We start from the raw sequence: 15,386 nt of genomic DNA on the forward strand, positions 1-15,386 counted from the left end.
AGGCGGATCGGGTGGATCAGGCGGATCAGGCGGTGGTGAAGACCAGCGAGGCGTTGTGGCCGCCGAAGCCGAAGGAGTTCACCAGGCCGGCCGTCCACCGTCCCCGGCGCGGCGCGCCGGCCACGACGTCCAGCTTGACCTCCGGGTCCGGGTCGTCGAGGTTGCGGACGGCGGGGATCACCCCGTCGCGCAGGCCGAGGACGGTGGCGATGGCGCCCAGCGACCCGGCCGCCCCGCACAGGTGACCGGTCATCGACTTGATCGCGGTGACCGCGGGATGCGTCCCGATCGCCTCGGCGACCGACTCGTTCTCGGTCAGGTCACCCGTGGGGGTCGAGGTGGCGTGGGCGTTCACGTAGCCCACGTCGAGAGCGTCGAGCCCGGCGTCGGCCAGGGCGAGCCGCATCGCCCGCGCCTGCCCGGCCGCGTCGGCCGCGGTGATGTGGTGGGCGTCGGAGGTGGTTCCCGCGCCGGCCAGGGTGGCGTGCACCCGGGCGCCGCGGGCGGCGGCGAACTCCGCGCGTTCCAGCACGACCAGTGCCGCTCCCTCGCCCAGCACGAAACCGTCGCGCCCCGCGTCGAAGGGCCGGGACGCCTCCTGCGGCGCGTCGTTGCGCGTGGAGACCGCCTTGGCCTGGGCGAACCCGGCCAAGGTCAGCGGATGCACGCACGCCTCCGCCCCGCCCGCGATCACCACGTCCGCGCGGCCCAGGCGGATGAGGTCCAGGCCCATAGCGATCGCCTCGGCGCCGGTGGCGCACGCGCTCACCGGCGTGTGCGCGCCCGCCCGCGCGCCGAACTCGATGCTGACCGCCGCCGCGGGCCCGTTCGGCATGAGCATGGGCACGGTGTACGGCGAGACCCTGCGCGGCCCGGACCTTTCGAGGATCTCGTTCTGTGTGAGCGTGGTCAGGACGCCGCCGACCCCCGTGCCGATCACCACGGCGAGGCGCTCGGGTTCGACGCCGGGCGCTCCCGCGTCGGCCCACGCCTCCCGCGCCGCGATCAGCGCGGCCTGCTGGCAGCGGTCGAGCCGCCGCGCCGTCACCCGGCCCAGCACCTCGGCGGGGTCCACGGGGAGCCGGCCGGCGATGCGTACGGGCAGGGTCTCGGCCCAGTCCTCCTCGATCAGGCGGATGCCGGACCGCCCTTCCAGCAGGCCCGCCCAGGTGGTGGCCACGTCGCCGCCCAGCGGTGTGACGGCGCCCAGCCCGGTGACCGGCACGCCCGCCCTGATCCCGTCTCCCATCGACGACCCCCTGATCTGTCCTGGCCGCACCGATCCATCCTTGATGGCGGTGCGCTTTCCGGTCCTCACGCTGCCAAAGCGCCCTTGCTTCGGGCAGGTGTGACGATCAACCAAAAAGCCGCCGCAGATTTGTCGGCGCCGCGCTGCCCGCCGCTCGTCACCGCACCGTGTTTGCCTGCCCCAGAGGGTTGTGCGAACCTCGTGTGCGTCTTTCTGAAAGGGCTGATCATGACGCTCGGAATGGTCCTCGGCGACGCCTGCTCTCGCGCTTCGAGGCGGGAGCGGTAACCCTTCCTGCTCTGTCACTCACGCTCGTGCCGCAGCACGGGCGTGTCCGCCGTGCTCCTCGTCGAAGTGCTCTTCGTGCCCATCCGCACGTCGACCACGAGGAGTACGTCGTGTCCACGATCCACTGGACCGAAGGCCGCACCGCCCGATCCGCCCACTGGCACTCCGAGAGCGCGGCTCCGCCGCCCCGGCGGATCGTCGTCGCGGACGACCACATGAAAGCCGGCACCGCCTACCGGCTCGCCCGCGAGGGGACGGCGCTGCTGTGGCGAGGTGACTACCACAACGGACGTCAGCTCCTGCGGGCGATGAGCCGCCGCATCGACCGGAGACCTCTTCCTCCGGGTGACGACGCCTGTGCGGCCTTCCGCACTCACCGCCGGGCCCACCGGCTGGGCCTCGCCGCTCGCGTCGACGTGACCGGTCCCTGTCTCTTTCCCGGCGGACGAACCGACCTCGTCGTCTGCAACCCGCCCTGGATCCCGGCCCGTCCGGCCTCGGCCCTGGAGCAGGGCGTCTACGGTCCGGGCAGCGGCATGCTCCACGGCTTCCTGGACGGGCTCGCCGCCCACCTGCGCCCGGGCGGAGAAGGCTGGCTCAGCGGGGAGAGACGAAGCCCGACTCGTAGGCGGCGACCACCGCCTGCGTGCGGTCGCGGGCGCCAAGTTTGGCCAGGACGTTGCCCACGTGGGTCTTGACCGTCTCCGTGCTTACGACGAGCTCGGCGGCGATCTCCGCGTTCGACAGGCCGCGGGCCATCAGCCGCAGCACGTCCCCCTCACGCGTGGTGAGCCGTCCGACGCCGGGAACGGCGCGGGCGGCGCCGCGGGCCGCGACGAGCGACCGGATGGCGGCCGGGAACAGCAGTGACTCACCCGCCGCCACCACCCGGATCGCCTGGACGAGCTCGTCCGCCCTCGCCCGCTTGAGCAGGAAGCCGCTCGCGCCGGCGCGCAGCGCCTCGTAGACGTAGTCGTCGTTCTCGAACGTCGTCACCACGATCACCTTGGGCGCGCTTCCCGCAGCGGCGAGGGCCTGCGTCGCCTGGATGCCGTCCGCCGCGGGCATGCGTACGTCCATGAGCACCACGTCGGGCTTCGTCGTGCGGACGACCGACACGGCCTCGGCGCCGTCCGACGCCTCGCCCACGACGCTGAGGCCGGGCTCGGACTCGACGATGATCCGCAGGCCGGTGCGGATCAGGTCCTCGTCGTCGGCGATCACCACGCGCAGCGTCATGGCTCAACCCTAGAGAGCCGCCGGTGGCGCCGCCCGGCCGGTCGCCCCCGGCGGCGTACTCCTGCCCGCCCAGATCGGCGTACGGCTCGCCACGCCACAGCGCGAGGGCCCCGGCCGCCGCCCGCTCCACGACGCGGGGATCGGCGGCGTGCCCGGCCTCGGAGACCAGAGCAAGGGAGCGGGTGGTGTCGATCCGCTCGCGATCGACGGTGCGGCGGTATCCGGCGTGGTCGACAGTGAGCACCCGGCTCGGGGGCGTGGGAGGCGTCCGAGCTCGCGGGTCCGCCGTCGGCGGGCCGTCGTGACCGTCGTGGCCGGCGGCATCAGCTCAGCCATGAGGACCTCCTGTCACCGGGGGGCGGGTCAGCGGCCGTTGTCGTCGTCCGCGACCGCGAGCTCGGGACGCCGGGCGAGCAGCAGCCCGAGCAGCGCGTAGCCGACGACGAGGTGGCAGCCGCCGACCCAGTTCGCCAGGGGGTCGCCGAATACGAGATAGGTGGGGACGGTCGCCACCGCCCAGGTCTCGGCGACGAGCGGCCACCAGCGCAGCACTCCCCGCCACCTCGCGGCGATCGCGAGCTTGACACCGATCACGAACATGCCGAACATCGACAGCGGCCAGAACACGTCCATGAACCCCAGCCAGGCCGGGTCCCGCAGGTCGTCGGGCAGGACCCCGTGCAGCAGCGACCAGACGCTCGCCACGCCGAGCAGCACCGCCTCGACCCGGAGCCCGATCACGCCGCCCCGCGAGACGCCGAGCGCCCGTGTTCGCGTCTGCACCCACAGCAGGCAGAACACGCCGAGCTGAAAGGCCAGGCCGGTGAGGTCGTGGATGCGTCCGCCCATCCCCTGCGCGTCGGTGCCGTAGACGAAGATGCTGGCGGCCCAGGCCAGCGTGCCGATCGTGAGCGCGGCTCCCGCCAGGCGGAAGGAGCCGAGTCGGGAGGCGCCGGGGGAGGGGGCCTCGGGCGGGGTGAGATCCGTGCGTGCCTTGGCGGCTTGCCGGGTGACGTGCGTGTCCATGATTGTCCTTCCGTGCGTGCGGCGCCGGTGCGCCGTGCGGATCCACCATCCGCGCCCGCCGCCCCGGCTCCACAGGGCCGCCGGTCCCGGATCCGGCCCCTGCCGCCGGGCACCCGCCCCGGGACGGCGGTCCCGGGACTCCCGTCCCGGGACAGCGGGACGGCGAGCAGGGGACAATGCCTGTCGTGGTGGATGTGGATGCGTCCGGGCGGCCGGCGACGGACCGGACGGCCGCGTGGACGGCGCCGGTGGCGGCCGCCGTCGCGCTCGCGCTCGTGGCCGCCACGGTGATCGTGGACATGTGCAACAGCGGAGTGGCGGCCTCGCCCGGCGCCGACCTCGCCATCGCCAACTGGCCGTCGGCCATGGCCGGCCTGGCGCAGGCACTGCCCGGCGCCCTGCTGCTGCGCCGGCTGCCGCGGCATCCCGTCGCCTGGGTGTTGATCGTCTCCGGACTGGAATGGGCGCTGAACGGTTTCCTCGGCGCCTGGTCGCTATACGCGATCTACACCTCGCCGGGCGCGCCGGGCGCCTCGGCCGTCTACTGGTTGTTCGCACGTTTCGGGTCGGCGTTGCTGATGGGGCTGCCGCTGCTGATCCTGTTGTTTCCCGACGGACGGCTGCCGGCGGCCGGAGCATGGCGGTGGTTGTCCGTCGCCAGCCTCGTGCTGACCGCCTTGCTGCCGGCGTTGCTGCTGGTCGTGCCGATGGACGTGATGGCGCGGTACAACGCCACCCCGATCCCCGCGGAGATCTCCCGTCTCGCGCTGGATCCCGTGAGCATCCCCCTGCCGTACGACGTGTGGGCACCCGTGCTGGCCGTCGCGTACGCCGCCGTGCCGGTGAGCCTGGTGGTGCCGTTCGCGGTCATGCTGCACCGCTACCGCGTCGCCGGCGCCGATCGGCGTGCCCAGATCCGCTGGCTGACCTGGTCGGCGCTCGTGAGCATGTTCGTGCTGCTGCTCCAGTTCGTGGCGCCCGTCGAGGTCACGGCGATGCTCTTCTGCTTCGCGGTCGCGCTCACCTCCGCCGCCGTGCTGGTCGCGGTCACCAAATACCGGCTGTACGACATCGACCGGCTGCTGCCCGCGACCGTTCTGTACGGCCTGCTCGCCCTGTCGGTGGTCGTCATCGACGTCGCCGTCTTCACCGTCGCGGGAAGCACGCTGGGGGAGCGTGACTCGGCCCTGGCCGCGATCGCGATCGTCGCGGTGGTCTACGCGCCCCTGCGGGGCTGGCTGTGGCGGGCGGTACGCCGGCTGCTGCGCGGAGGGCGCGACGATCCGTACGGCATGGTCTCGACACTCGCCGAGCGGCTCGAACTGGCCACCGATCCGGACGACCAGTTGCTCGCGCTGGCCCGGACGGTGGCCGGCGCCTTCCGTCTCCCCTACGTCAGGGTGGAGATCGAGCGGGCCGGCGGCGCCCGATCGATCGTGGAGCACGGCTCCCCGCACGGGCCGTCGCTGTCGCTGCCGGTGGCCTACCGGGGAGAGGTGGTGGGCCGCCTCATGCTGTGCCGTGCCGACCTGACCGAACGCGACCAGCGGCTCCTCGGCGATCTCGTACGGCAGGCCGCGGCGGCGGCCCGGGCGAGCGAGCTCAGCGCCGACCTGCAGCGCATTCGCGTGCAGCTCGTCGGCACGCGGGAAGAGGAACGCAGGCGGCTGCGGCGCGACCTGCACGACGGGCTCGGTCCGAGCCTCGGCGCCGTGGCGCTGCGCATCGAGACCGCGCGGAACCTGGCCCGCAGCGCTCCCGAGCAGTCCGACCGAATGCTGGAGCAGGCGGCCGCAGACGTCGCCGCCGTCCTGGCGGACGTCCGGCGGCTGGTGCACGACCTGCGCCCGCCGGCTCTCGACGAGCTCGGCCTGCGCCGCGCCGTCGAGCAACAGGCGGAGCGCGTCAGGTCGGGCCGGCTCAAGGTCGCCGTGACCTCCGAGGGAGATCTCGGTTCGCTGCCCGCCGCGGTCGAGGTGGCGGCGTACCGCATCGTGTCGGAGGCGCTGGCGAACGTGGTCCGGCATTCGGGCGCGGCGCACTGCGACATCACCATAGGTGTGCGGGAACGAGCGCTGGAGGTGACGGTGCGGGACGACGGCTCGGGCATCGGGGCCGACGTGACGGCCGGGGTGGGGATGCTCTCGCTGCGGGAGCGCGCGGCCGAGCTCGGCGGCGGCTGCGAGGTCGTCTGCCCGCCCGGCGGCGGGACGCTGGTCCGGGCGCTGTTGCCCCTTCAGGAGGCGACCGGCACGACGGAGAAGACGGAGGTGGCGGGTGTCCGATGATTCGATCCGGGTGCTGCTCGCCGACGACCACCCGGTCTACCGCGAAGGGCTCGCCATGCTGCTGGCCTCGATCCCCGGCATCGAGGTGGTCGGCACGGCCGCGAACGGCCGGGAAGCGGTCGAGCGCGCCGCGGAGCTGCAGCCGGACATCGTGGTGATGGACGTCACGATGCCGGAGCTGGACGGGATCGAGGCGACCAGGCGCGTCGTCGAGGACAGCCCGCACATCGGGGTGGTCGTGCTGACGATGTCGGAGGAGGACAGCACGCTGTTCGCCGCCATGCGGGCCGGAGCCCGCGGCTACCTGCTGAAGGGCGCCAACCAGGCCGAGATCACCCGGGCCATCGTGGCGGTCGCCCACGGGGAGGCGATCTTCGGCCCGGCGGTCGCGCTCCGCGTGGCCGAGTTCTTCGCCGGCCCGTCGCCGGCGTCCGAACTCACCGCGTTCCCGCAGCTCACGCCGCGCGAACGCGACATCCTCTCACTGGTCGCCGCGGGACGGTCGAACGCGCAGATCGCGAGCACGCTGTTCCTGTCGCAGAAGACCGTGCGCAACAACGTCTCGAACATCTTCGCCAAGCTGCACGTCGCCGACCGCGCCGAGGCCATCGTTCGCGCGCGCGACGCCGGACTCGGTCGCACCTGATCCGGCAGGGGCCCGGGGAAGATCACCCGGGCCGGGGACGCGGGTGCCCTGGCCGGTCGGCGGCGTCACCGCCCGGCAGGGGGATGCGGGCGTGGAACCGCCACGTCCGGTCGTCGCCGCCCGCCTCCATCCGGCCCCCGAGCAGCGTCACCCGCTCGCGGATGCCGTCCAGCCCGTGACCGGTGGTCCCGCCGCCGGGGGCGGTGCCGGTCGCGCCGCCCGCCATGTCGCCCGTCATGTCGCCCGCAACGTCGCCCGTCCTGCCGGTGGCCCCGCCGGCCGGGCCTCGCACACCCGCCCCGGGACGGCCACGCCCGCGGAACGCCCCCGTACGGACCGTGTCACCGACCGCGTTGCGGACCGACACCTCCAGCACGCGGCCGGACACCCCGGCGTCGACCTCGATCGGGCCGGTGCCGTACCGGATCGCGTTGGTCAACGCCTCCTGCACGACGCGGTATGCCTCCCGGGAGATCACGGAAGGGATCACCGACAGCTCGCCCAGCCGCCGGGTGACCGGCCTGTCCGCGGGAACCGCGGCGTCGAGCAACGCGGGCAGGTCGTCGAGGGACGGTTCCGGCGAGGCCCGCCCTCCGCCCTCCCGCAGCACGCCGATCACGTGGTCGAGCTCGTCCAGCGCGCTCCGGGCGGAGGTCTCGATCGCCTCCAGCGCGGCCCGGGCGGCGGCGGGATCCCGGTCGAGCACCCGTCCGGCCGCGGCGGCCTGCACGGTCACCACGCTGAGGGCGTGACCCACCGAATCGTGCAACTCCCTGGCGAGCCGGTTGCGCACCGCGAGCCGGCGCGCGGCCTGCCGCGCCGACGCGAGCCGGTCGGCCGCGGACGGCCCAAGGAACACGGGGGCCAGGCGGGCGAGCAGCGCCCCGGCGCCGGCCGCGAGGAAGAGCAGGCAGACGAGGACGGCCAGCCCCGCGGGCGGACCCCACATCGTGACCCAGCCGGTGCGCAGCCCGGGGTCCACCAGCCCGAGGTGATCCCCGGCCAGCGGGAGGACCGCCAGCCAGACCGCGAACGGCACCATGGCCAGGGTCACCCCGCTCACCAGGCCGCCGAGGGCCAGGTGCAGGGTGAACCACGCCGCGGTCCGGCGCCGTTCGGACCAGGTCCGCCGTACGGAGGACGGCGGGGTCTCGACGGCCGCGCCCAGCAACGTGCGGGCGGCGGCGACCTCGAAGGCACGGACCGGCAGGAACAGCCCCGAGGCGGCCACCACCGGGAGCACCCCGATGAAGATCAACGGCTGAACCGACAGCAACGGATCGCCGGCCTGCGGCGCCGGGCGCCACAGCGCCGTCGCGACCTCCCCGGCCATCATGTAGGGCATGAGCAGCGCCCCGCCGACGATCAGGCAGGCCCACCTGCGGTAGGTGACCCTGTCGAGGAGCGGGGCGAGGACCTGGTTCACGGTTCGATGGTCCCGCAATGACGGCGCGTGCCGTGCCGTCCGGTCACGGCCTGGGGACGAGCACCCGCCACCCGTGCGCGGGCACGAGAGCGGGATCTCCATAGACGTCATCCGCTCCGGCGGAGCCCTCCACCCCGGCACAGCTCTCCGCCCCGGCACAGCTCTCCGCGACGGCGAGCCGGGAGACGTCCACGGGGAAGCGGTAGGCGTCCTCGCCGATGTTGAGCAGCGTGACGACCTCTCCCGCCGGTCCCTCACTGCGCAGCGCGAGGGCCGTGTTGGCGACGTGCTCGGCCTTCGTGCGCGCCCGGGCCAGCCAGGGATGGCGGCGGCGCAGCCCGATCAGCCGCCGGTGGAGCCGGTAGACCGGCAGGCCGTGCGGCGCGAGGTCGCCCGGGCCGTCCGGGAAGGCGGGCCGGATCGCGTCGTCGCCCCCGGCGCGGTCCTCCTTGATCCCGGCGAACGCCTGCTCGTCGCCGTAGTAGACGCTCGGCACCCCGCCCACGGTCAGCAGGACGGCCAGCGCGTGCCCCAGGTGCCGCGGATCGGTGAGCCTGCTGGCCAGGCGGGTCACGTCGTGGTTGCCGACGAACGTCATCGGCGCGAACACCTCCAGCAGCCGGTCGTGCCGGTCGAGCGCCCAGGCGAGTTCGAAGAAGTTGCCGTCGTTGAGCGAGCTCCAGACGGCCTTCCACAGCTCGTACTGCGTCACCGAGTCGAGGCCGCCCTCGGTCACGTACGCCGCGTAGTCGCCGTGGATCACCTCGCCGGCGAACCAGGCGTCCGGATGCTCCCGCCGCACCCGTGTGACGGCCTCACGCCAGAAGGGGAGCGGCACGGCGTACGCCGCGTCCAGCCGCCAGCCGGACGCACCCCGGCCGAGCCAGTGGCTCATCACCCGTACGACGTGGTCGAGCACGGCGGGTTCCGCGTGGTTCAGCGCCACCAACCGGTCGTGGCCCTCGAACACGGCGAAGCCACCGGCGCCGTCACCCGGCCGGAACCAGCGCGCGGCGGGGGAGTCCGGCCCCTCCGCGAGCGCCCGGGCGAAGACCGGAAACCCCCTGCCCACGTGGTTGAACACCCCGTCGAGCAGCACCCGGAGCCCGCGCCGCCGCGCCTGCGCCACCAGGCGGTCGAAGTCGTCGTCGTCCCCGAGGCGGGGATCGACCCGGAAATGGTCCACCGTGTCGTACCCGTGCGTCTGCGACGCGAAGATCGGGCCCAGTTGGAGACCCGAACAGCCGAGGTCGACGGCGTAGTCGAGCCAGCTCTCCAGACGCCGCAGGCGGTGCCGGACCGGCGCTCCCTCGGGCGGCGCCGTCAGCGGGGCGCCGGTGAAGCCCAGAGGGTAGACATGCCACCAGATCGCGTGGTCGCTCCATGACGTCACAGCCGCTCCTCATCGTCGCCCGTCCGGTCACAGTGTCGTCGTCCCTGCCCCCTTCCGTGCCGCCGGCCCCCCTGTCCCCTTCCGTGCCGCCGGCACCCCTGCCCCTTTCCGTGCCGCAGGCACCCCGGCGCCGGTGTCCCGCGCGAAGGCGGGACGCCCCCGGCCGCAGGCGCGGCAGACGCCACGCGTGCGGTAGTGGTAGCCGGCGGCCGCCGTGCCCATCGCCAGCCCCCAGGCGAGGAACCAGGGATAGATGACGTCGAACACCCAGGGGGAGACCCCCTCAAGGGACGGCTGCGCGAGGCCGAGGGCGACCGCGACCCTCAGCCCCGTGCCGAGGACGCCGACCGGGACCAGCATCACGCTCCCCACGACGGCGGCGGTCAGCGGCATCCACCGCGGCATGCGCAGCGGCGGCCGCCAGGTCCGGGCGAATCCCAGCCCGAGCGCCATGCCGATCAGCGCCAGCACCCCGGTGTCGCCCAGCCCCGGCGTCCACAGGTGCACGTCCCCGAACGCGCGGGGATCGGTGAGGCCGACCGTGCCCCCGAGGCCCCACTGCACCTTCAGCGCGCCGTATCCCGCCGCGAGCAGCACGGTCAGGTATCCGGCGCGGACGCTCAGCCTCTGCCACGTCTCCCGGCCCCCGCCGGCGGGAGAGGCGTGGCCCGCGTCGTCGCGTCCCTCGTGACCCGCCGTGCCGTGGTCCGCCGTGCCGTGGTCCGCCGTGCCGTGGTCCGGCCGCCGGCCGCAGCGCGCGCAGGCGCCGCGCGCGCGGCGGCGACGCCGTACGGCGGTGACGAGGAGCGTGGTGCCGGCGGCGAGCGCGGCGGCGCGGGCGGCGGCCATCGGCGGGTCGAAGCCCAGGTCGACGACGCCGCTCTCCCCGGTGACCGCCGCGATCCCCGCCATGATCCCGCCCACGATGTCGAAGGCGATCCCGCTCGCCCCGGCGCCGGCCAGCGCGAGACCGGCCACCGCAGCGGCGGCGGTGGTGAGCGCGCCGGTGCGCGCGGGTGGGGACTCCCGGTGAAGATGTGCCGTTTCCATGCCTTCCAGGCTCGTGGCCGCATCCTCGCCGTGCCTCCCCAGACAGCGGGACCGGCATCCCCCGCGCGGGGGAAATCCCTTGAGCCTCACGTAGCGTCAGCTTTTAGCGTCGGCGGTATGGAGATCATCGTTCACGACACGGCCACCGCGATGGCCGGCCTGCTGGCCGCCCCCCTCGCGGAACGGCCCGCCGCGCTCACCGGCATGCTCCGCCCGATGTGGGACGCCGTGCCATGGATGCCCGTCGACGACGTCGTCGGCATGCACCACAAGGGGTTCGGTTTCCGCGTCGACCGCGACGACGAGCGGTACCTGCCCGCCTTGCGGCGGATGCGCGAGGCGGGAGTGTGGGAGCAGGTCCGCGACGCGCTCACCGGCGCGTGGAAGCACCAGCGCGAGGCCGTGCCCGGCATCCGGCATCCCGAGACGCTGCAGGTCTACATCGTCCTTGGGGACCCCGACGCGGAGCACCTGGTGCGGCGCAACCACGGCTACCTCGGCATGAGCGGCAGGGGCCTGGTCTACCTCCTCGTCTGGCCGACGGAGGACAACCTCGGCCGCCTCGGGCACTGCGCCGTCCACGAGCTCAACCACAACATCCGATACTCGAACGTCGTCTGGGACCCCCCGACCGTCACCCTCGGCGAGCAGATCGTCTCCGAAGGGCTCGCCGACGCGTTCGTCCGCGAGCTGTACGGGCCGGAGGGGCTCGGCCCCTGGAGCACCTCCCTGGACGGGCCCGCGCTCGACGCCGCGTACGCCACGATCACCGAGGCCGTGAACCTGACCGGCATGCACAACTTCGCCGCGTACGTGCACGGGGACGCCACGGCTGAGCAGATGGGGCAGCCGCCCGTGGGCCTGCCCGACCACGCGGGCTACCCGGTCGGCCTGCGGATCGTCGACGCGCACCTCGCCGCCTCGGGTCTGACCGCCGCCGAGAGCACGACGCTGTCCCGTCAGGAGATCCTGGCCAACGCCGGGCTGTCCGCCGCCCGCTAGGCTCGCTCGTCGAGCCATGGTCAAACCGGCGCAAAGGGGGACGGAGCCGATGGGTGCGGAACAGGTCGTGCTTCTGCTCCTCGCGGCCCTGGCCGCCGGATGGGTGGACGCCGTCGTCGGCGGGGGAGGGCTGCTGCAGTTGCCGGTGCTGCTCCTGGCCGGTCTCACGCCGGTCCAGGCGCTGGCGACGAACAAGTGCGCCGCCATCTTCGGCACGGGGTCGGCCGCCGTCGCCTACGCGAGGAGGACGAAGCTCGACCGGGCGGTGGCCGTGCCGGCCGCGGCACTGGCGGTCGCCTTCGCCGGACTCGGGGCCGCCTCGGCGGCCCTGCTCGACGCGGATGTGCTGAAGCCGCTGGTGATGGTCGTGCTGCTGGGGGTGGGGGCGTTCGTGACCCTGCGGCCGGGGTTCGGCCGCCTGCCCCAGCCGCACCTGCGTACGCGGGCGCGGGCGATCACGGGAGTCGCGGTGGCGGGCATCGGCATCGCCTATTACGACGGCATCGTCGGGCCCGGCACCGGCACCTTCCTGCTCATCGCGTTCACCTCGATCCTCGGCATGGACTTCGTCCACGCCTCCGCCACGGCGAAGGTCGTCAACACGGGCACCAACCTCGGCGCCCTCGTCGTCTTCGCCGTGCAGGGCCACGTGGTGTGGGCGCTCGGCCTGGCCATGGCGGTCTGCAACATCGCCGGAGCGCAGATCGGCGCGCGGATGGCGCTCAACCGCGGCGCGGGGTTCGTCCGCGTCGTCCTGTTGTGCGTGGTGGCAGCCCTGGTCGCCAAGCTCGGGTACGACCAGTTCCTCAGCCGATGAGTCAGTCGATGAGGTCGCACAGGCCGGGTCCGAGATCGTCGTCCACCATGCGCAGCGCGGTCTCCGCCCTCGACGCGAGCGCGAGCGGGGGCACCCCGGCCACGAGGTGGGAGTGCGCGATGCGGTCGAGGGCGGCGCCGACCAGCGGCGCCGTGACCCGGAGGGCGGCGGGAAGCGCGACGCCGCCGGTGGAACCGCCGTGGAGCACGATGTTGCGGCACCGGTACAACCGCCGCAGCGACACCTCCAGGTAGCCGCGCACCCGCCCCAGCACCTGTCGCCGATCGGCGAGCAGCGCCTTCATCCGGAAGACCGACGCCACGTCGCTGCCGGTCCGCCAGGACCGCACCAGCGGGAGCCCGTCCCGGCTCTCCAGCTCGGCGGCGACGAGTGTGGAACGTTCCCGATTGGACGCGCAGGCCGCCAGCTTGTCCACAAGAGCGTCACCGGGCACCTCACGTATCCGGTAGGAGAGCGCCGTGAGTTCGGCACGCGGCCAGGAACAGGCGACGAGCGCGGCGGCGCGGGAGGCGGCCACCACCTTCTCCCGCTCGTCGGGATCCCTGGCCTCGGTCAGCAGGGACTCCAGCGCCGCCCAGCCTCCCGCGATGGCGGGCGCGAGCGGCCCCTGGTTGAGCCCGGAGGCGATCTCCAGGGCCTCGTCGACCGTGCTCCTGGCCTGCTCGCCGAACCGCTGCACGTCCTGGCCGACCACGTACAACTGCCGCTCGGCGGCCAGCGAGAGCACCTGCGCGCCGCGCGACGGCAGCAGGAGGGGGAGCGGCCGATCCTCGCCCCCGATGTACGCCTCGCCCAGCGGGACGACCGCCCCGGCGGCAGTGAAGCGCGCCCGCGCCTGGAGTCGTTCGACGAGGTCGGAGACGATCTCCACGGCGCGCTCGGCGTCCCTGGCCTCGACCGAGTAGCCGAGCCCGCCCACCACCTCCCGGTGTCGTTCGGCGCTCGCGCCCGCCATCAGGGGCCGCGTCTGCTCGGCCGTCAGCCAGTTGGGCAGCCAGCCGGCCAGCTCCTCGTGCCGGCTCAGCGCGCGGAAGGGGACGACGACCCGCCACTGGCGCGGCGGCCGGGCCAGCAGGGCGGACGCCTCGGCGATCAGGTCCGTCGCCGACAGATTCAGATGGCCGTCACGGAGCCAGCGCTGCACACCCGCCAGGCTGTGCCCGCTGTCGAGCAGGTGCGCGGCGACGGCCCGGGCCACCCGTTCGGCCCGGGGCGGCTCCTGCGCCGCGGCACAGGACGACCAGCGGCCGAGGTAGCCGGGCCGCCCCATGTCGATGAGGTGGCGCAGTTTGCGGCGGCCGTCGCTGGCCAGGGTGAGGGTGGTGCACAGGACCTCGCGCAGCTCACGGCGGTAGGCCGCGGTGCCCAGGGCGGGATCGTCGCCGAGCAGGCGTTCCAGCGCGTGGCGCTGCCAGTCCACCGCCGCCTGCGACAGCACGCGCCGATCGACCCACACCCCGGCCTCGTACAGCTCCTCCAGGGCGAGGAAGGAGCTTACAGTCCACAATCGGCGCGCCCACGGGGTGGCGGCGCTGGTGAAGTCGAGCAGCCGGGTGGTGACGTGCCGGGAGTAGGAGGACCGGGGGTCACGACCGGCGGGAATCGCATGCATGCTGACGCAACCTCGGGGGGTGGGCGGGACATCGGGGGAAATAAAGAGGGCGCGGCCCAGAAAGACCGCGCCCTCGGGGGCGACTGCCCCGGATTAGCCTGTGCTCGCTTGCGCGATGCTCAGAAGATACCCCGTGCCGCGCCCGCCGCACCGGGATTTCGCGAGAACTTTGACGCGTGTCGTGGCGTCCCTGTCGGCACGGCTGTCAATTCGACCGTGTCTGCCCGTTTATGGCGCATCTGGCCCTCGGCGGTGGGGTTCCACCACGACCTTGAGCCCGCGCCGGGACTCGGCGGCGGCGAAGGCGTCCGCCGTGGCCTCGAGCGGGAAGCGCTCGGTGACCAGCGATGCCACGTCCACCGAGCCGTCGGCGACGAGGCGGATCGCCCGGGGATAGGTGAGGTTCATCCGCCGGACGAGCGCGAGCGTGAGGCCCTTGCGCCGGGCAAGCGACGCGGGGAACGAAGTGCGGTCGTCGTCGGGGATACCGGCCAGTACGACCCGGCCACCGGGACGTACGGCGGTCATGGCGACGCGCACCGCGTCGTCGACGCCCGCCACCTCGAAGGCCACCCGTACGCCGAGGCCGTCCAGCCCGTCGATCCCGGCCCACGCCGCCGGTCCCGCCTCCTCGGGGGAGAGGGCGTGGCCGGCGCCGAACCGCAGGGCGGCGGCGCGGCGGTGCGGCAGGGGGTCGACGGCGACGACCACCGAGGCGCCGGCGAGCCGGGCGAGCCGGACCACCAGCAGGCCGATCGGCCCGCAGCCGACGACGGCGACGGGCGACCCGAGGCTCACATGTCCCAGGTCCACGGTGTGGAGCGCCACACCGAGCGGTTCGAGCATGGCCCCGTCGCTGTCGGAGAGCGCGTCGGGCAGCGGGTGCAGCAACTCGTCGGGCCAGGTGAGGAACTCGCGGAGGCCGCCGTCGAGCGTGCCGTGCCCGGCGAAGCGGACGTCCGGGCACAGGTTGCCGTATCCCGTCGCGCAGACCGCGCAGCGGCCACATGGGATGGCGGGGTCCACCGCGACCCGGGTGCCGTGCCGGGGACCGCCCTCGATGACTCCGGCGATCTCGTGTCCCACGACGAGCGGCTCGTCCAGCACCGCGTCGCCGATGCCGCCCTCCGAGTACCAGTGCAGGTCGGAGCCGCACAGGCCGACGGCCGTGACGCGCACCAGGCTCTCTGCCGGTCCCGGGACGGGCCGCGGCTCGTCGGCCAGCCGGACTTCGCCCGCCTTCCGCAGCCGGGCGGCCCTCACGCCACCGTCCCCCGCGTCATCGCCGCCCCCTCGAATCGGTCCTTCACCTTGATCGTATCCCGGCGT

General features: G+C 73.8%; 12 protein-coding genes. 4 read left to right on the top strand and 8 right to left on the bottom strand.

What is annotated here, in order from left to right:
* Nucleotides 1-25: 25 nt before the first annotated feature.
* The 3 genes from ACWEQG_RS22490 to ACWEQG_RS22500 all read right to left on the bottom strand — a co-directional run bounded on the left by ACWEQG_RS22490 (nucleotide 26) and on the right by ACWEQG_RS22500 (nucleotide 3,802).
* The gene (locus ACWEQG_RS22490) at nucleotides 26-1,249 is read right to left on the bottom strand and encodes a beta-ketoacyl-[acyl-carrier-protein] synthase family protein (protein ID WP_452287773.1); all 1,224 of its coding nucleotides are present in this window, start codon (nucleotides 1,247-1,249) and stop codon (nucleotides 26-28) included.
* 885 nt (nucleotides 1,250-2,134) lie between these two features.
* The gene (locus ACWEQG_RS22495; RefSeq protein ID WP_452287385.1) at nucleotides 2,135-2,776 is read right to left on the bottom strand and encodes a response regulator; all 642 of its coding nucleotides are present in this window, start codon (nucleotides 2,774-2,776) and stop codon (nucleotides 2,135-2,137) included.
* A gap of 363 nt (nucleotides 2,777-3,139) precedes the next feature.
* Nucleotides 3,140-3,802: a hypothetical protein gene (locus ACWEQG_RS22500; protein ID WP_452287387.1), complete on the bottom strand. Its 663-nt coding sequence runs from the start codon at nucleotides 3,800-3,802 to the stop codon at nucleotides 3,140-3,142.
* A gap of 185 nt (nucleotides 3,803-3,987) precedes the next feature.
* On the opposite strand from ACWEQG_RS22500, the gene ACWEQG_RS22505 reads away from it, so the two are divergent.
* The gene (locus ACWEQG_RS22505; RefSeq protein ID WP_452287389.1) at nucleotides 3,988-6,090 is read left to right on the top strand and encodes a sensor histidine kinase; all 2,103 of its coding nucleotides are present in this window, start codon (nucleotides 3,988-3,990) and stop codon (nucleotides 6,088-6,090) included.
* Entirely contained in the window at nucleotides 6,080-6,736 is a 657-nt protein-coding gene (locus ACWEQG_RS22510; RefSeq protein ID WP_452287391.1) for a response regulator, read from the top strand. Before ACWEQG_RS22505 ends, ACWEQG_RS22510 begins: the two co-directional genes overlap by 11 nt.
* A gap of 22 nt (nucleotides 6,737-6,758) precedes the next feature.
* On the opposite strand, the gene ACWEQG_RS22515 is transcribed toward ACWEQG_RS22510, so the two are convergent.
* Genes ACWEQG_RS22515 through ACWEQG_RS22525 form a run of 3 tightly spaced genes read right to left on the bottom strand, consistent with a single transcriptional unit; the run spans nucleotide 6,759 to nucleotide 10,605 of the window.
* Nucleotides 6,759-8,162 (bottom strand): sensor histidine kinase, encoded by a 1,404-nt coding sequence (locus tag ACWEQG_RS22515; protein WP_452287393.1) that lies wholly within the window; start codon nucleotides 8,160-8,162, stop codon nucleotides 6,759-6,761.
* Between the two features lie 43 nt (nucleotides 8,163-8,205).
* Complete coding sequence (locus tag ACWEQG_RS22520) at nucleotides 8,206-9,555, bottom strand: alpha-amylase family protein (RefSeq protein WP_452287395.1); 1,350 nt, start codon at nucleotides 9,553-9,555, stop codon at nucleotides 8,206-8,208.
* A gap of 27 nt (nucleotides 9,556-9,582) precedes the next feature.
* A complete protein-coding gene (locus ACWEQG_RS22525; protein ID WP_452287397.1) occupies nucleotides 9,583-10,605 on the bottom strand; it encodes a hypothetical protein in 1,023 nt (340 codons plus the stop codon).
* A 117-nt stretch (nucleotides 10,606-10,722) separates the two neighbouring features.
* Between ACWEQG_RS22525 and ACWEQG_RS22530 the strand changes: the two genes are divergently transcribed.
* Nucleotides 10,723-11,607: a DUF2268 domain-containing protein gene (locus tag ACWEQG_RS22530; RefSeq protein WP_452287399.1), complete on the top strand. Its 885-nt coding sequence runs from the start codon at nucleotides 10,723-10,725 to the stop codon at nucleotides 11,605-11,607.
* Between the two features lie 49 nt (nucleotides 11,608-11,656).
* A complete protein-coding gene (locus ACWEQG_RS22535; protein WP_452287401.1) occupies nucleotides 11,657-12,424 on the top strand; it encodes a TSUP family transporter in 768 nt (255 codons plus the stop codon).
* Nucleotide 12,425: 1 nt separating this feature from the next.
* Here the strand turns inward: ACWEQG_RS22535 and ACWEQG_RS22540 are convergent, their stop codons facing one another.
* Both ACWEQG_RS22540 and ACWEQG_RS22545 read right to left on the bottom strand, forming a co-directional pair.
* A complete protein-coding gene (locus ACWEQG_RS22540; RefSeq protein WP_452287403.1) occupies nucleotides 12,426-14,057 on the bottom strand; it encodes a hypothetical protein in 1,632 nt (543 codons plus the stop codon).
* Nucleotides 14,058-14,285: 228 nt separating this feature from the next.
* Complete coding sequence (locus tag ACWEQG_RS22545; protein WP_452287405.1) at nucleotides 14,286-15,320, bottom strand: zinc-dependent alcohol dehydrogenase; 1,035 nt, start codon at nucleotides 15,318-15,320, stop codon at nucleotides 14,286-14,288.
* Nucleotides 15,321-15,386 lie beyond the last annotated feature (66 nt).

It is taken from the genome of Microbispora sp. NPDC004025, from assembly GCF_053604425.1.